Origin of the sequence: Nostoc sp. (assembly GCF_036916975.1) — a bacterium.
Taxonomy (GTDB): Bacteria; Cyanobacteriota; Cyanobacteriia; order Cyanobacteriales; family Nostocaceae; genus Nostoc.
Genome location: NZ_JBALFF010000056.1, coordinates 56,523 through 73,442, shown reverse-complemented (window position 1 = coordinate 73,442; position 16,920 = coordinate 56,523). Strand labels below are relative to the sequence as shown.

13 protein-coding genes are annotated in these 16,920 nt (G+C 40.9%); 3 read left to right on the top strand and 10 right to left on the bottom strand.

Annotated features, from left to right (window positions below; genetic code table 11):
* Positions 1-2: 2 nt before the first annotated feature.
* The 4 genes from kaiC to V7K73_RS13110 form a co-directional block, all read right to left on the bottom strand.
* Positions 3-1,565 carry a circadian clock protein KaiC gene (gene kaiC, locus V7K73_RS13125; RefSeq protein ID WP_334880563.1) on the bottom strand — a complete coding sequence of 521 codons (1,563 nt, stop codon included), beginning with the start codon at positions 1,563-1,565 and terminating at the stop codon, positions 3-5.
* A 279-nt stretch (positions 1,566-1,844) separates the two neighbouring features.
* Positions 1,845-2,168: a circadian clock protein KaiB gene (gene kaiB / locus V7K73_RS13120; protein WP_109012544.1), complete on the bottom strand. Its 324-nt coding sequence runs from the start codon at positions 2,166-2,168 to the stop codon at positions 1,845-1,847.
* A 104-nt stretch (positions 2,169-2,272) separates the two neighbouring features.
* On the bottom strand, positions 2,273-2,854 hold the full coding sequence (locus V7K73_RS13115; RefSeq protein WP_334880559.1) for a KaiA family protein: 582 nt from the start codon (positions 2,852-2,854) through the stop codon (positions 2,273-2,275).
* Positions 2,823-2,963 carry a hypothetical protein gene (locus V7K73_RS13110; RefSeq protein ID WP_334880557.1) on the bottom strand — a complete coding sequence of 47 codons (141 nt, stop codon included), beginning with the start codon at positions 2,961-2,963 and terminating at the stop codon, positions 2,823-2,825. The genes V7K73_RS13115 and V7K73_RS13110 overlap by 32 nt, the downstream gene beginning before the upstream one ends.
* Before the next feature lie 617 nt (positions 2,964-3,580).
* Here V7K73_RS13110 and V7K73_RS13105 point away from each other — a divergent pair.
* Entirely contained in the window at positions 3,581-6,799 is a 3,219-nt protein-coding gene (locus V7K73_RS13105; RefSeq protein WP_334880638.1) for an ATP-binding protein, read from the top strand.
* A gap of 85 nt (positions 6,800-6,884) precedes the next feature.
* Here the strand turns inward: V7K73_RS13105 and V7K73_RS13100 are convergent, their stop codons facing one another.
* Both V7K73_RS13100 and V7K73_RS13095 read right to left on the bottom strand, forming a co-directional pair.
* Complete coding sequence (locus V7K73_RS13100) at positions 6,885-8,750, bottom strand: ArnT family glycosyltransferase (RefSeq protein ID WP_334880555.1); 1,866 nt, start codon at positions 8,748-8,750, stop codon at positions 6,885-6,887.
* 390 nt (positions 8,751-9,140) lie between these two features.
* Positions 9,141-9,755: a hypothetical protein gene (locus tag V7K73_RS13095; protein WP_334880553.1), complete on the bottom strand. Its 615-nt coding sequence runs from the start codon at positions 9,753-9,755 to the stop codon at positions 9,141-9,143.
* A 670-nt stretch (positions 9,756-10,425) separates the two neighbouring features.
* Here V7K73_RS13095 and V7K73_RS13090 point away from each other — a divergent pair.
* Together V7K73_RS13090 and V7K73_RS13085 are read left to right on the top strand one after the other, a co-directional pair.
* Positions 10,426-10,758 (top strand): DUF565 domain-containing protein, encoded by a 333-nt coding sequence (locus tag V7K73_RS13090; protein WP_334880551.1) that lies wholly within the window; start codon positions 10,426-10,428, stop codon positions 10,756-10,758.
* A 26-nt stretch (positions 10,759-10,784) separates the two neighbouring features.
* Positions 10,785-11,789: a glycerate kinase gene (locus V7K73_RS13085; protein WP_442936761.1), complete on the top strand. Its 1,005-nt coding sequence runs from the start codon at positions 10,785-10,787 to the stop codon at positions 11,787-11,789.
* 659 nt (positions 11,790-12,448) lie between these two features.
* Here V7K73_RS13085 and V7K73_RS13080 read toward each other — a convergent pair.
* The 4 genes from V7K73_RS13080 to V7K73_RS13065 all read right to left on the bottom strand — a co-directional run bounded on the left by V7K73_RS13080 (position 12,449) and on the right by V7K73_RS13065 (position 16,896).
* A complete protein-coding gene (locus V7K73_RS13080) occupies positions 12,449-13,084 on the bottom strand; it encodes a restriction endonuclease subunit R (RefSeq protein WP_334880547.1) in 636 nt (211 codons plus the stop codon).
* 351 nt (positions 13,085-13,435) lie between these two features.
* Positions 13,436-14,824, bottom strand: a complete 1,389-nt coding sequence (hisS, locus tag V7K73_RS13075) for a histidine--tRNA ligase (protein WP_334880545.1) — start codon at positions 14,822-14,824, stop codon at positions 13,436-13,438.
* Between the two features lie 125 nt (positions 14,825-14,949).
* On the bottom strand, positions 14,950-15,396 hold the full coding sequence (locus V7K73_RS13070; RefSeq protein ID WP_334880543.1) for a DUF3598 family protein: 447 nt from the start codon (positions 15,394-15,396) through the stop codon (positions 14,950-14,952).
* Between the two features lie 81 nt (positions 15,397-15,477).
* Positions 15,478-16,896: an aldehyde dehydrogenase family protein gene (locus V7K73_RS13065; RefSeq protein ID WP_334880541.1), complete on the bottom strand. Its 1,419-nt coding sequence runs from the start codon at positions 16,894-16,896 to the stop codon at positions 15,478-15,480.
* Positions 16,897-16,920 lie beyond the last annotated feature (24 nt).

Below are 16,920 nucleotides of genomic sequence, written 5' to 3'. Positions count from 1 at the left end.
ATTTAGGGTTCGGAACTCTGTTTATCTTCAAAACGTCTAACAATGCGAGAAAGTTCCGCCTTTTCATCGATACTAACGCGAGTAGGGGCACCGCTGATAATCCGTTCGTAGTTTCGGAAAGAATCTTTAATGTCGGGACCATCCGCAGTGATATTATACTCACGAATGCCCTTATCATGCCAAGAGCCTCTCATTTTAAACACGTTAATTGCCCGCGACATTTCTCCACGAATTTCTACGTACTGTAGCATCAGAATTGTATCGGTAATTGTGGAAATATGAGAATCAGTAATTGAATGCGCTCCCAGAAATTGGTCAGTTGTGTTAGTAAAGAAACCAGTAATTTCTTCTTGTTTAGCATAACCCGTCACACCAATTACAAACTGCCTAAATGCATTATTGCTGACTCCTCTAGCTAATGCTGATAGGGAGTCAATGGCGATCCGGGCTGGTTTGAAGATAGCAATTTCTGATTTTATAATTTGTAAATGGTCTTCTAAACCAGTTGATTCGGGATAAGTACAAATTATTTTCAGTAAACCTTGATCTTCTAATTCTTCAAAATCAATTCCCCAAGAGGAAGCATTACGAGATAGTTGGGCGCGTGATTCTTCGTAAGCAAATAATATTGCTTGTTCTCCATTCAGACAGCCATCTTGAATAAACTTACTTACTAACAGGGTTTTACCAGTCCCGGTGGCTCCTGTTGCCAAAATAATCGAATCTTTAAAGAAACCACCACCACACATTTCATCTAAGATTTTGACACCAGAAGATACCCTGACATTAGAAGATCGTTGAGTCAAGCGCATTGCTCCCAGTGGGAAGATGTTAACCCCTTCATTAGTAATCGTGAAGGGATACTCGCCTTTCATGTGAGTTGTGCCGCGCAACTTGAGAATTTCAGTTGTGCGACGGCGGCGTTCTCCTTCTAAAACGTTGCGAACAATTACTACATTATCAGAAACAAATTCTTCTACTCCAAAAGAGGCAACGGGTCCATATTCTTCGCTACGTTCAGTTGTAATAATAGTGGTGACATTGAGTAGTTTGAGACGGGCTACTAGGCGAAAAATCTCGCGCCGGACTACTCCCATCGTTTCATACTGCTGAAATACTGCTGTTATTGAGTCGATTGAAACTCGTTTAGCTTTGTATTTGCGAATCGCATATTGCAATCGCTCAATTAGTGCAGACAGGTCAAAATTACCAACTATATCCTGTCCTTCAGGATCAGGAGATGCATCAAGAATAAACAACTTGCCTTCCTCAATTAGGCGTGGCAGGTTCCACCCAAAAACATGAGCGTTTTTAATAATATCACTGGGTGATTCTTCAAAAGTAACAAATACTCCTGGTTCGTCAAAGTAGGTGATGCCGTTATAGAGAAACTGAAGAGAGAATAAAGTTTTGCCTGTACCGGAAGTGCCACTAATCAAGGTAGTTCTACCAATTGGTAAACCACCATGACTAATATCATCAAACCCTTCGATCATCGTGCGAATTTTTTCTATACCTCCAATTCTCGGTGTTTTTTTTGGTTTTACTTGCTCTGTTTCACTCATTGCTTGATAATAAAAGGGTATTTAAAACTGTTTTTTTATAAGAAGAATTCAGAACTCAGTAGTCAAAATTCAGTAGAAATTTTGTCTGTACGATTGGGTGATATTGCGTTCCTTGCGCGTCTGGTAGAGAGCATCTGAATATTGCTTAAAATCTTACTCCGTCTCGCTAGGCGCTTTCGACCAATTGGGGCGAAACTAATATTAAATATTAAATATTCTCGCCTGAAAATATCCCTATTATGGGTAGATAATTCTGTATTCTGTATTCTGGCTCCTTCATTAATTATTTTCCTCTTCAAAATCTCCTTCACTCAGTTCTTCATAGAGCAAATCTAATCCAATCAATACTCTTTCCCTATCTGAAAGATCCCCGATAATTTTGCGAACGGGTGGAGGCAAAATTTTAGATAATGTTGGCGTCGCCAATATTTTATCTTCTTCTGCCAGTTGCGGACTTTTCAGTACATCGATCACTTTTAAAGCATAAACACCTTTAAACTCCTGCTCTAAAATATTTTTGAGTGTTTTTAATGCCCGGACTGAATTAGGGGTATTCCCTGCTACGTAAAGTTTGAGAACGTAGGTTTTTCTGGCTTTATCCATATACTTACAAGCTATTTATGAGAATATAAATACAATATTTGTTTGCACATTGTGGATGATTAACAGAGGTAGCTTGTCCTAACTTCAACATCGATAATTTTAATTTATCTAGAAATCGAACTTCTGTAGAGTTCGCATAGATGAGCCAGGATATCTATCAACGTTAAACGGTAATCAAGTAACGCCTCGTTGCTCCTTCCTTCTAATTTTAGCTGGTTAGAAAAGTCTTCAATTACCTCCATGTGAATTTCGATTATTTTGGGTATAGGAATATTCGCATAAAATATAGTATTGATAAATTTATCAATTTTTTCTTTGAGTGTTTTATCTGTGGTAAAATAGTTTATAAGAATCAGGCTGTAATCTGATTTTAGGTATCTTAATAATTCTTGCCTTTCTCCTGGAGTCATCTCCTGGAAATGCTGTTGACTTTTTTGGGTGTGACTGGCAAATACATAGATGTACTTGTCTGTGGATGTTTTATTTAAATTTTGTTGCAGCAAATTTGGTAAATAGTTGATTTTTCCAGAGGTAGTTGCAACAACGGGTAGATAGCAATATTGAGCAATAATCGCGTCAATAACTTTTCCCAACCATCTGCTCCAGGATTTTTGGTTGTTTAAATCAACTAGATTATTTAAGCATTTCTTAACATCAGGTTGCAGAATTAATATCGGTAATAACATCTATTCTTAAATCTATCTCCTCGATCGCCTTGACCAAGAAATGTGGGTTGATAAGTTTGGCTAACGCTTCTAAGGGAATACTAGGTGTGCGGTAAACTGGTGATTCCACCCCAAAATAACGCTCTAGGTTAACAGGTAGTGCTAGTACAGCGTCGCGGAAATCAAGCTACCATTTTAAAACTTGCAAAAGCCTTGACATACAAAAATTTTGACTTTTGCTTTGCGGCCTTAGCCACTCAACAACTTAGTGCAGCAACTGAGTCATTAGACTTAGTAGGTCTTTGATGATGAGGTATTTTTCGGTATAGCAAGACAGAGTAGCTAATTTCTTATTTACATAGAAGATAGATTTTTTGATTTTGCTCCTTGATAAGATACTTAAACGAACTTAAAGGATTGTCCCATTCTAAATCATTATAATTCCTCAAGGTTCTAAAGCGATTCTTTGGGGTCATAATTGTTTTAGCTGTCGCTATCGATGAGGAGTTTAAATACCAGTAAGACACTGGGAGGCTAGTTGCTAGAACTTAGAAACGTCGCCTCTTGGAAAAATAGAAAGGACGCAAAACTGCCCGTGACGGGAAATATCGTTTTTTTAATGGCGTTGAAATAACCAGAGTTGCTTATATGAGTCTTCTTAGAGGATATGGCTTCAGGCGAAAACACCATCAATTGGCAGATGGAAATGCCGGAGGGTTCCAGAGGAAGAATGACCCCAAAAGCCCTATGTTAATGCTAGATTACCCGCTTTATGACTTTCAGGCAACCGTACCTAGCTGCTTGCAAACAACTTCTTTGGCAGTGGTGTTGGAGATTTTTGAGCAAGAGCAGTGCGATCGCTTGGTAGTAGTCAATCAACAGCAATCCCCCATTGGATTGCTGTATTCTGCCCGTTTAATCCAAAAATTATTAACAGATAGTGACGATAAAAATCTAAATTTACAGCAATCACTCTCTATTTGGGGTGAAGGTGTAGTTGAGCCAATACAGACAATATTAGCTTCTGAGCGTGTAGAGCAATTAGGCTTGCACTTATGTTATGCCCAACCCGAAAAACAGCAGAGCTTAGATTGGGCGCTGATTGACTCTGATGGTCAATATTTGGGGCTGCTGGATAGTTCACGCCTGTTGCGATCGCTAGCTATTGAACGCATGCCTGGGTTACAAAATTCAGGCATCGAGAGGTCGTCTGGTGAGCCACAGCCAAATCAACCCAAGTCGTTAGGACACCAACCACTGGTACAATTGCTAGAAAGATTGCCTTGGCCTTTAATGTTGCAAACCGGTACTGGCGAGGTGATAGCACGAAATCCCGCCTGGTGGGAGCAATTAGGAGCCTTGAAAGATCCAGAAGGAGTTAGGCAACAGGTGGAGGCAATACTTGTCCCTAAGCTTTCCGAAAAACCAGAATATCTCACTAAACGAGCAATCAAAGTTTATCCCAATGGTAGCGAACAAGAACTAACCCAGCAAGAAGCATCACCAGATACTGTATACAGTCGCTGCTATTTGGATAGTCAAGCAGGTACTTGTACTTGCGTTGTCGAAGTGCAAAATGGTCAGGAGCGAATCTGGCAATTTGCCAAAATTCCCTTAGATAGTCCTGAGTTTCAAGTCATGAGTGGACAAGATGAGGTTGCACTCAGCGAGGATTTGTGGTTGGTTTTAGCTACTGATGTGACACAACAGCAGCAGCTTTGCAAAGAATTGGCTGCAAAAAATGCCGATTTAATTCAACTAAATCGGTTGAAGGACGAGTTTTTAGCTTGTATTAGTCATGAACTCAAAACTCCCCTAACTGCCGTTTTAGGATTATCGCGCTTGCTGGTGGATCAGCAGTTGGGAGAACTTAACGAGCGTCAAGCCCGTTATGCGGGACTGATTCATCAAAGTGGTCGCCACCTGATGAGTGTGGTGAATGACATCTTAGATTTGACCCGGATGGAAACGGGACAAATGGATTTGACGCTAACTCCGGTGAAAATTAGTGCTGTGTGCGATCGCGCCTTATCAGATGCTAAAGCCATCCACACTCAAACTACCAAAACTACATCTGCTTCGCCAACTCCAAAGGCCCGTTCATCTGCTCCTCAATTCTGCCTTTCCATTGAACTAGGCTTAGAGCAGATAGTGGCAGATGAATTGCGCTTGCGCCAGATGCTAGTACACCTACTTTCCAACGCTTTTAAATTCACCGAAATATCTGGCGAAATTGGGCTAAGGGTGAGCCGTTGGGAAGGATGGATTGCCTTTACCGTCTGGGATACAGGCATTGGGATTCCTGAACACCAGCAACACTTAATCTTTCAAAAATTCCAACAACTAGAAAATCCCCTGACTCGCCAATTTGAAGGCACTGGTTTGGGGCTAGTATTAACCCGGGCTTTGGCTCGTCTCCACGGAGGAGATGTCAGCTTCTTATCGCGTGAAGGAAAAGGTAGCCAGTTTACACTACTTCTGCCGCCCAGTCCCCCGAAAACAGGCTTTTTGGAACCAGATATGGGAATTGGAGAAGAGGAAGAAACACGACACCAATCGACACGGGAAAATTCAGCCGCCCATCGGGGACATGTTATTACGTCCACACATCATTATCCTACCAGTTCCCAACGGTTGGTTTTAGTAGTCGAGGCAGTAGCCCGATATATTGAAGAATTGACCGAACAACTTAAAGGTTTAGGATATCGGGTAGTGATTGCGCGATCGGGAACAGAAGCAGTCGAAAAAGCTCGACGCTTGCAACCAATAGCGATATTTTTGAATCCGTTGCTACCCCTGCTATCAGGTTGGGATGTGCTGACTTTACTAAAATCTGACACAGCAACCCGTCATATATCTGTAATTGTGACAGCGACGGCAGCCGAAAAGGAGCAAGCATTTGCTAACCGAGCCGATGGTTTTTTAAGCTTACCAGTAGAGAATCACCTTTTAGCACCAGTTCTCGAAAAATTATGTACTTCACCAGCAGTTTTGCCGCAAGGGTTAAACAACAGCGCAATTATCCCAACTAAAACCCCACTGCGAATTCTCAGGTTGGTGAATCCCCAGTTGGAATCGTTCAATCCCCACCCCTCACTTCGAGAACACCGGGTGATTGAAGTAGATGATCTAGATCAAGCAGAACTTTTGGCGCGGGTATGGCAGTTTGATGTCATTTTGCTAGATGTCGAAAGTACCACCGCCCAAATTTATCTGCAAAAACTAATTCAGCATCCCCGTTTAGCGGCTATCCCACTGGTTACTTGCGATGTCGCAACTACTTTAATAGCTTCTAAAATACCAGAATTATCTGTATTTCCTTACTTAACACCATTTGCTAAAGACAACAACAGTCGCACTGAGAAAACAGATGCCTTACTATCAGTACTGGAAATTGCTTCTGGTATTTGCTGTCCTGCTAACATCTTGGTAGTGGATTTAACAATGCTGCGTGATTTACCACAGGTAAGACGCAGGCAAGTTAAGGGTTATCGGGCTGCAAAAAATTGCTCAATTAGTAGTGAAACTGCCGAAAGGGGTTCTGAGTGGTTCCAGGCTTTAATTCAGTACCTACAAACAGCAGGCTTCAAAGCGGCGATGAGTCCCTGTTGGGCAGAAGTGTTACAACAAATTCGCCACCAAAGCGTTGACTTACTGCTAATTTGTTTAGGAGAATCCACTATCCACAAAGACGTGCTAAAAGCACTGAAAACATTGGGAGATTCGCCCGACAAGTTACCCCCAATTTTAGTACTGAATCGGCGATTAAATCGCCCAGAAACCAGTTTCCAGCCTGGGGTAGCCGATCAAGAAATTGACAAGCAGAAGAAGAATGGTTTGGAATCGATAGAAACTATTGTTGGTGCGATCGCTACCCAAATATTACCGCGATCGATATCAATGGAAGACCTCTTAAACCAGATCAATCACGCTTTAGCTGTCAATGGTTACAATCACAAATGTTAATTAATGCGGTCATTAGTCATTGGTCATTAGTCATTGGTTATCCACAAATGACAAATGACAAATTACTAATGACTATTTAATAGTTTTATGAAATATCCATTTTTTCACTTTTATTTTTCTTAAAAGGAACTCGAACCAAGTTATAAGCACCCTTGGTTGATAAATTCTTGTAATCATCTGGCTGCAAGTCCATTTCTAAAAACTTTTTCTGTTCAGCCAACAGCAGCACTGAGGCAGGTTTTAGTCCTTTGGCAGCCTGGTTTTTGATATGCTGTATAGCCTCTCGGGGAAATCTTAAATAATTTACATGAATGTGGCTGTAAAATACCACACTAGGCTTTTTGAAGCCAAGCATGATCAATTCTTCATTTGGTTGTTTTGCTTCTAGAATGACCGCAGACAACTCTCTTAAGGGTAATTGACGTTCTCGATCGATAAAGAACGAAGCAGGCGTTAAGACAAAAATTAAAAACGCCACAAACCCGATGAAATTAATACTGATAATCTGGTTCCATTGGCGACTTAGTAATAAACCCGCAACTAAAACGGCACAAACTAGCCACATTACCCCGGCTATTATCGGTAAACCAGTTCGTTGAATTTGTTCGTGGAAGTTGCTTATAGCTGGATCGGTACCTAATATGTGGGTTATGTTAAATAGTGCTGTTGCCAGAACTGATAAAAATACTACATTCACCCAACCACTGACTCGCAGAAAAGAGGGGGAAACAGGAATTGTTTGTCTAGCCTCTGTATCCTGGAAAAAATCGCTCCACAACAGGGCGACTAGGATGGCTGCTGCTGGCATTAAAGGCAATACGTAGCTAGGGAGTTTGGTAACAGCAATGGTGAAAAAGCCAAAGACGGTAGCAAACCAGAACCAGGCGAATAAACCAAACTGCTGAAAACGTTCAAGGGATCGCCAGTGCGATCGCTGCCAAAACTTTAATCTTACTATAGAGAGTGGTAAATACACTGAGTAGGGCGCAAAACCCAGCAGCACTACTAAAAAGTAAAAATACCAAGGTGCTGAGTGACCATTAACGACTTCTGTAAACCGTTCTAGGTTGTGATAACCAAAAAAGGAGTTGATGTAATTCCAGCCATTGCGCCAAATTACTAAAGCATACCAAGGCACCGATAAACCTAAAATTATCAGCATACCCACGAGAAGGCGCATTTCTGCCAACACCTCTCGAAACCTTCCCACATAAAGCAAAAATGCGGCAACAATTAGCGCTGGTAAAACAATTCCCACTGGACCCTTAGTCAAAATTGCGCCAGCAATCAGTACATAAAAAGCTAAGTACCACTTATTAGGGAATAGGGCATGGGGCATTGGGGATTGGGCATTGGTTATTGTTTCTCCCCCTGCTCTCCCTGCATAGCCTAAAAAGAAACATAACAAAGCTGATGCCATACATCCGGTGAGCAGCATATCAGATACACCAGTTCTTGCCCAAATAATAGTTTCGGGATTGAGTGCCATCAGTGCTGCTGCGATAAAAGATGTTTTGTAGCGGCGATTAGGACGTGAAACTTGCTCTAATTCGTCTTGTTTAGCGAAATACCATTGTATGGTGTAAAAAGCTAAACAAATTAAGGCGAAGGCTGCGATCGCTGAAGGAAGGCGGACTGCCCACTCATTCACCCCTATAATTGCATAAGCGATCGCCTGACACCAGTAAATTAAAGCAGGTTTATCGAAACGAGTGTCACCATTGAAAAATGGGGTAATCCAATCACCTGTAACGAACATCTGGCGCGAAGCTTCGGCAAACAACGGCTCTGTCTCATCAATCAAACCAATGTTGCCCAAATTCCACCCAAAAGCTATCCAGCCAATCAATATCAACCACAAAATCGACACAGTTCTACCAAGGGCTGGATTTTTGGCTATTTTGTTGAACCACTGATCAACATTGTGCAAAACACTCAATTTCATGCTCATTAGTCAATAGTCAACAATCACTACTCAATAGTCGTTGATTATCTCTCTTTTGTTCTTCGGAGTTTTAAATTCAACAATATTACACTTTTTCCCGTTCAGTACCGCCAGTTGTTTTAAATTGCCAGAAAAACTTCTTCAACACACTAAGTAAGTGGGTGCAAATAATCATCAATGGTTTGTAGTTGCGCTTTAGCGCTAAAGCGCAACTACGAACCAAATACAGAGATTTTACTTTTCGTTACATAGTTTGGTTTTATCTTGTCTACCTACTTAGTAGGACTTACGCATCAAGTACGAAATGTAGGGGCAATTCATGAATTGCCCCTACGAGAAATCAAGGCTTTCAGTGCCTTGAAAGCGTAAGTCCTAACTAGTACTACTAAATATCGACTATGGACTCAGCACTAGTTGCCATTCTCTGTTTTGGGAATTCCATTTAGGTAGTTGAGTTTCGCCGACAACATAAGGCCCCCAGTAACGACGGGAACCATCTTCTGCGAAAGCAACTAAAATATCTCCCTTCTCCAGCTTTAAATTATTCTGAGGTAGGGATAAAATCAGTCCCTTATCACTACCTTCTTGGGGAGCAAAATCCCAATGTGCCGGTACATCATAGTTAGCCTGCTTAGTACCAGAGCTTTTTGCAAGCGGCTGTCGCGCCAGTAGAGCCAACCGTACAGGCTGATTTGTTTGATTGCTCATTCGCAAAGTTCCTTGATTTTTGCTTTTGCTTGCTGATTTATCACGCTCTGCCAAGACAGGATAAGTATTATCTTTAATATTAGGTTCTACTTGATTGGTTGAGGTAGTTGCTGGAGTAGATAGACTAGCCGAAATACCTTTTTCAGGTGAAGCCGGTGTAGAGGAAGCCGTCTCCCACTGAGTCGTTTCATCTGGCTTTGTGGACTCAAAGGATACGCTCACTCCAAAGCATCCCACCAGAGCAACAAGCAGTCCCAAGCAAGAAGCTGTAACACCGACGTTACGATATAATGAAAATTTCATATTGATAGTTATTAGAAATAAATATTTTGTCTAGGCTTGACCAAATAGTAGCCTATTATCCCAAAAGGGAATCAGAGAAAGTAGTCTAATATAAATAAACTTTCCTAAAATTAATGATCCTAATGTATTATAAGGATCGTTTTGATTAGAAAATATCTGGAGGAAATAATTTCCTTGATATTTGATCAACTTGGGGTACAAATACCCATTGCTTTGTCTCTTGACCGTAGGCTTGGATAAAAACAAGAAAATTAGATACCGAGCCAGTCAATTCATTTGTATAAAGAAAAATAAAAATTTCGTTAAACCACTAGGGACTCTAACAAGGCGTTTTTTGCCAAACCCTTAGATAAATCTAAGATACATATTTCATTTTGCGTTATAATAAACACCCTTTTAAGGGGCTAGACTTCCGTGAAGATGATACGATGTGCAAATTTGAATTAACGCTCAAAGCCCAGCAGATATCTATAATATTAACAAACAAGCTGATGTTAAAACCAATATCCTCCTTAATATAGCGGTTCTCGTTTATGTGAGGTACATCGGTAGGGGCTTGTCTAAGACAAGCCCCTACACCTGACGATATAATGTTGTACCGCATCTGAATGGGAACCGCTATATAAAAGATATTTTAAGATATCTTGACTTTTTCCCAGAAGTCTATCTGATGCAAAACACTCGTCTCAATAACTTATTCGATGCCATTGCTACACGCTTAGGGCAATGGTTTTTAAATCCTTGGCGGCGACTATCGTTGCTGATAATTAGTTTTTTGTTTGGTTTTTTTCTGGGAAACGCAGTTTCCACTACAGCCGGTCAAGCGGGTGTAGTGGATATTGTGGTAGCTGCTTTTTTAGTAATGTTGACGGAAATTACCAGTAGGATATTTTATAGTCGCAGCTTTTTGTCAAGGCGATCGCTCTTGGTAGACTCACTAAATCTCCTGAAAGTTGGTTTCACCTTCAGCTTGTTTCTCGAAGCCTTTAAGCTGGGATCGTAGGATGAAAGATCAGGGGGATGAGGGAGATGGAGAAGCAGGAAGCACGAGAAGCGGCGTTAAGAGATGGGTTGAGGGCAAAAGCTTTTGGGATCACACCAGAAAATGTCGATGAGGTGATAGAAAAGCGATCGCATTTACTAAAATCTGTTCTCCCAGCTTTTAGTCAATTCTGCCAAACTACTTTTCAAATCGAACCCCAGGAAATGTTACAAGTATTGTGGGACTTGTGGCTGCCGTTGGGAATCAAACTAGCATCGCAGCGCCAACAGTTAGAACGCCCTCTAATTCAGGGAATAGTGGGAGGACAAGGCACTGGTAAAACCACAATGTCCAAGGTTCTCAGCTTGATTCTCGATCAGTTGGGATATCGGACTGTGAGTTTATCTTTGGATGACTTATATAAAACTTACAGCGATCGCTTGGTTTTAACACAGCAAGATCCCCGCTTGATTTGGCGCGGCCCACCAGGAACCCACGATGTAGATTTAGGTTTAAATGTACTAGATCAGATTCGCCAGTTGCAAAGCCCTGTGATGCTTCCCCGCTTTGATAAATCTGCTTTTGGAGGTGCTGGCGATCGCACTACTCCAGAAATGGTGACGGATGTAGATATTGTACTATTTGAAGGTTGGTTTGTGGGTGTGCGGCCAATTAACACAGATGTATTTGAGACTGCACCGCCGCCAATTATTACAGATGAAGATAAAGCATTTGCCCGTGATATTAATCATCGTCTTTACAATTATTTACCACTGTGGGAGCGATTAGACAGCTTAATTGTGCTATATCCCACCGATTACCGTTGTTCTTTGGAGTGGCGCAAACAGGCGGAACAGCAGATGATTGCTGCGGGTAAATCGGGGATGAGCAATGCAGAGATAGAGCAATTTGTCAATTATTTTTGGCGATCGCTTCACCCGGAATTATTCATCAAGCCGTTGGTAAAAGATGTAACAACGGTTGATATGGTGATTGAGATTCATGGCGATCGTAGCTTTGGTGAAGTATATTGCGATCGGGCTAATTCGTAATTTGTAATTTCAAATTGTAAACCTTATCTAAGTTGAGAACCGTAGTTTTCACCCTCTCCCTAAATCCCTCTCCCAGATTTGAGAGAGGGACTTTGAAATTCTCTCCCCGAATCCCAAAATTGGGAGAAGGGGTTGGGGGATGAGGGCAAATCCTTTTCATCATGAAAGAACTATAGGTTTCAAGATAGACGTGGTTTAGGTTAAGGTTTTTGGCTTTAATCCAACCGTATTGAGACATAAACCGCCCAGAAATAAAGTTCCTCTCTTATAGCTAAAGTCCGTTAAGGAGGTGGGCATAAAAAAACCTAACTATATAACGAAATATAAAAAGGTTGAAACCTTTACAATTGCTTCGTTTCAATTCGTTCCATACGCAATAACCTAGTTATGAATTTTCCCGGCTATCTACTTAAAACGGACTATAACCTTTTCTCAGTCGTCTTTAGACAACTTTCGCTATTAGACTCAGAATTTATTCTGAGGCGGGCTTGTTGTCGTCACTTCTGTCGTAGCTATTGGCGTTACTTCTCAAGCAAATCAGCTAAAAACACTATAATTTGCTTAAAGCGTGATTTATCCTACTCCTTAGACCAATTCACACGAAGTATTGCGGTTTCTAGGTTTTCGTTATTTGGTACTGGACATAAAAAAATTCCCTTTTAAAGCTGACAAATTGCTTTTAAAACTTGTAGCAACTGACTTGAACGCTCTCTTTCCATTAAATTTAATTCTGGTAACAGATAATAAATAGGGGGATTTCCTTGTTCAATATAGGCAAACTGATAACTTCTACCATTTGTCACTAATCCCCAAACCGATTTTTGATTATCTAAATTTTTATAAGAGTATATGAGTAGCTGAGATAAACCCGTTGATATATCAATCTGACTATTTTTAGATTCAATTAACAGTACCCAAAAATATGTTTGAGGTTTTGTATGTTTAGCTTTACTAATAGCTAAAATATCAAATCTTCCTTTAATTTTGATATCTTCATCTTCAACTTCAATATCAGCAATATTTTCCTCCAAAACAATCTCGATAGGATAGCGATAAAAACCAGCTAATCTTAGTAAAGGAGCAACTGCAAGAAACTTTACCTGACCTTCAGAAACTTTACCTGCTGTCAGGTAGCGTCGAAAGTCATTTCTAATTTGCAGAAGTTCCTGCTGTTCTACTTCCGTGAGAGGTTCCAGAGATAAGTAGTTAGAAAATGAGTCACTGTATTGTTCTTGAAAGCCAAACAGACGATGAATTTCTTCTAAAGATAAATTACGAGCGTTAATAATTGTCATATATTTTTGCTTGATTAAGGTAGAACTCAACCCAAATTCCCTATATAAAACCTATGCTAACTCCTGGTTGACTGAACAAGTTTGTTAAGCTGCAAGAAAAAAGATTTGTCAGTTAATCAAATATTAATCTTCAAGAAACTCTTCTTTAACTTCTAGGACTTACGCATCAAGTACCAAATGTAGGGGCAATTCATGAATTGCCCCTACAGAAAATCAAGGATTTTACTGCCTTTTTGCGTAAGTCCTAACTTCGTGACTCTGCGTTCTCTGTGCCTCTGTGGTTAAATAAAAAACTTTTGAACCGCTCCAGACGCAGAAAGCACAGAGAGAAAAAGAAATGTTAAAAGTATATTAAGCAAGCCTTCTTTTAACTTCCTCAGCCAAATTTACTAGTAGGACTTCTACTTGCTCACCTGTTTTCAAATCTTTCAGGCAGGACTTTTGCGCTGCTGCTTCCTCAGAACCAATAATTACACAAAATTGAATTCCTTGTTTATCAGCTAGCTGAAATTGTTTACCCAAGGGACGCTTATCAAAGTTAGTGATGACATTAATTCCAGCCTGACGCAGATGTTGCGAAACTTTTAAATAAGTTGGCATTAAATCTTCTTGCATATTCACTACCATCACCTGGGCTGGTGTAGCAGCTAATGTATTAAGAATACCAGCTTTTAACAAGCGACTAATTAAGCGAGTTAAACCAATAGAAATACCTACACCAGGCATTTTCTCACCCAAAAATACCCCAACTAATTCTTCATATCTGCCGCCAGAACAAATACTACCTAAAGCTTCATGTCCTAATAAGGTTGTTTCGTAAACTGTACCAGTATAGTAATCAAGACCACGGGCAATGGATAAATCAATACAGAAGCGATTTTCGGCAACTCCCAGATTACGCACGCCTGCAATTACCGTTTCTAATTCGCTAACTCCCAGGCTTAATTGCTCGGTTTCTGATAAATTTTCGGCAAGATGCTTAAGCTTATCTAATACTTCATCAACGGAACCATCTATTTTAATAAATTCAATAATTTTTTGAGTCTGTTCTTCTGAAACTCCCTCTTTTTCTAATTCTTGTTTTACTTTAATTTCACCAATTTTTTCTAAATTATCAACAATACCGATACACGATTTAATTTTGTCTTCAGTAATTCCCACTGACTTAAAAAAACCTGTAAGAACTTTACGATTATTTATGCGAATCAAAAAATCACCAATATTTATTGCTTCAAATATCTCAGTGATAATTGCAGGCATTTGAGCATCATAGAGCAAGCTGAGTTCACGACGAGCAACTACATCAATATCGCACTGGCGGAACTGACGAAAACGCCCATCTTTCGCCCGTTCTCCCCGAAAGACTACATCCATTTGGTAGCGGGCAAAGGGAAAGGTTAACTCATTCAGGTGACGGGCAATATACGCTGCTAATGGAACAGTTTGATCAAACTTTAAAGCTCTTGATTCCGAACCAGTTTCGCCTGATTTATCTCTCTCCGCTTGCCTATTTGGTGGCAGGATGGGGTCAATACCATAAATGATATTATCGCCTTGATTTCCTTTAGCTTGCAGCACTTCTAAACGTTCTACAGCAGGTGTTTCAATGGGCGTAAATCCATAGCTTTCAAAAACTCTACGGATGATATCTAGCAAATATAATTCTAGACGCTTTTCACTAGGCAGAAATTCTGGGAAACCGCTAGGAGTAGAAAAGTTTATTTTGTCACCTTTGGCCATGCGTGTACCTTACTAAGTTCAAATTTGAGATGAAAGCCTAACGACTGGAAATCGTGGCTACATAAACAAAGTCCGCCTGGGCGGACTGGAGAATAATCAGTGATTATTTTTGAGCGAAGAAATTACTATCTTAGCCGTTCTTCTTGAATTAGGGTGCGTTGAAAAATTTTGTTGTTCTTAAACCAATGCCAAGTGCGGGCCCGATTGTTATTATCAGGACTAATGTAAATCATTTCGTATAAACTCATCTCTGGGTTTGTTTTATAACTAAACCACAAAATCACAATTGAATCATCGGCTTCCCAAGCTTTACCTTGGATGCGATCGGTGTCAAACCAGAGCTTATTATCTTTATAGCTTCCTGGAAATTCATACTCCTCTTGTTTACCATCAGACCACTTATAGCGATTGATTTGGTAGTAGGGATGAGGTCTATTTTCTGGAAATTGACAGCTTAAGTGAGACTCATAACTGTCAAGGATTTTTCCTGTTGTATCAATTACTGTATAAGTTCCTACCCAATCTCCTTCATGACGGGCAAGTACGGGCATTCCTTCTCGAATATTTGACATTACACAACTCCTTTAGGTTTGGGCATTGGGCATAGGGCATTGAGAATTTGTGCTTATTTCCTATTCTCCATTCCCTACCCCCTACTCCCCATTATCAAACCACCAAGGGTCATTACTCGCGTTAGTTTTAATTAAAATAGCTTTTTTTCGCATGAACCGTTTCAGGGCGGCTGCACCCATGCGTGACCCTCCCATACCGGAGAATTTGAAGGAATTTTTCTCTCCCTCCTGCATGATGGCGGTGAGTCCAGCATCGTTGATACTAATACCACCTGCATCTATCTGTTGGGCAACTTCTAAGGCTTCGGCAACTGAAGCAAATACCGCAGCACTCAATCCATAAATTGAGTCATTCGCTAAAGACACTGCTTCCTCTACTGTGGAAAAAGGCATTATTGGCATAATGGGGCCGAAAGTCTCTTCGCTCATCACTTTCATGGAATGATTAACCTGGGTGAGAACTGTCGGACGACACCACCAACCCCCCCCTAAGTCTTCAATTACACCACCGCAGTGAATTACTGCTCCCTTTTCCACTGCATCTAAAAGATGGTCGCTAATAATTGCTGCTTGTTTTTCGGCAATAATCGGGCCAATTTCTCCACTTTCAACTGTGGGGTAGGCTAGCCCAAGGCGATGGGCTTTGGCTACTAATTGATGGTAAAATTTTTCAAATATCGATTCAGCAACATAAATTCGTTCAATTGATAAGCATGACTGTCCGGTGTTGACGACGGAACCCCACAAGATTGCTGAGGTTGCTAATTCTAAATTGGCTGATTCTAAAACGATCGCAGGGTCTTTTCCTCCTAATTCCAAAAAAGCTGGAATAAACCGTTTAGCAGCCGCTTCTGCTACTTTTCGCCCCGTTGCTACACTGCCTGTAAAGCATACCAAATCTACATTTTCAATCAAAGCAGATCCAGTTTCGCCTGCTCCTTCAACAAAAGTTAATACGTCGCGCAATTCAGGAACGGCGCTGATTGCTGTTTTCAGTGGTGCTACGAAGCGGGGAGCAATTTCACTGGGTTTAACAATCACAGCACAACCCGCCAGTAATGCCGGAATGGTATCAATGGCTGACAGTAACAGTGGAAAATTCCACGGGCTAATTACCCCAACTAGGGGATAAGGAACGGATGTTTGTTGCAAAGCGATAAATGGAATTGCTGTGTTTTTGGCAGAGTCTTGCAGCAATTCCGGCGCTAACTTACACCAGCGATCGATGCTAGAGAGAAAGGAGTCTATTTCTAATACTGAGGTCGATAATCTTCCTGTATCATTTACCAAAGCTTCTGTGAGGCGATCGCGCCCTGATAATATCGCTTTCTTCCACTGCTGTAAGGCTTCAATTCTCCCCTCTAAACCCAATTGCTGCCAGCTAACTTGCGCCCTGCGGGTGCGTTTACATTGCTGTGCCAGCAGCCTGGGAGGCGGCGGTATAATTACGTAGTCAAATTTGCCAGTTCGAGGATTGCGGACTTCTATTGGATTAGTCATTTGTCATTTGTCATTTGTCATTTG

Bases quoted from the DNA above. Each gene is read 5' to 3' on its own strand.
- kaiC (WP_334880563.1), bottom strand. From the start codon at position 1,565: ATGAGTGAAACAGAGCAAGTAAAACCAAAAAAAACACCGAGAATTGGA.
- kaiB (WP_109012544.1), bottom strand. From the start codon at position 2,168: ATGGATAAAGCCAGAAAAACCTACGTTCTCAAACTTTACGTAGCAGGG.
- V7K73_RS13115 (WP_334880559.1), bottom strand. From the start codon at position 2,854: ATGTTATTACCGATATTAATTCTGCAACCTGATGTTAAGAAATGCTTA.
- V7K73_RS13105 (WP_334880638.1), top strand. From the start codon at position 3,581: ATGTTAATGCTAGATTACCCGCTTTATGACTTTCAGGCAACCGTACCT.
- V7K73_RS13100 (WP_334880555.1), bottom strand. From the start codon at position 8,750: ATGAGCATGAAATTGAGTGTTTTGCACAATGTTGATCAGTGGTTCAAC.
- V7K73_RS13095 (WP_334880553.1), bottom strand. From the start codon at position 9,755: ATGAAATTTTCATTATATCGTAACGTCGGTGTTACAGCTTCTTGCTTG.
- V7K73_RS13090 (WP_334880551.1), top strand. From the start codon at position 10,426: ATGCAAAACACTCGTCTCAATAACTTATTCGATGCCATTGCTACACGC.
- V7K73_RS13085 (WP_442936761.1), top strand. From the start codon at position 10,785: ATGGAGAAGCAGGAAGCACGAGAAGCGGCGTTAAGAGATGGGTTGAGG.
- V7K73_RS13080 (WP_334880547.1), bottom strand. From the start codon at position 13,084: ATGACAATTATTAACGCTCGTAATTTATCTTTAGAAGAAATTCATCGT.
- hisS (WP_334880545.1), bottom strand. From the start codon at position 14,824: ATGGCCAAAGGTGACAAAATAAACTTTTCTACTCCTAGCGGTTTCCCA.
- V7K73_RS13070 (WP_334880543.1), bottom strand. From the start codon at position 15,396: ATGTCAAATATTCGAGAAGGAATGCCCGTACTTGCCCGTCATGAAGGA.
- V7K73_RS13065 (WP_334880541.1), bottom strand. From the start codon at position 16,896: ATGACTAATCCAATAGAAGTCCGCAATCCTCGAACTGGCAAATTTGAC.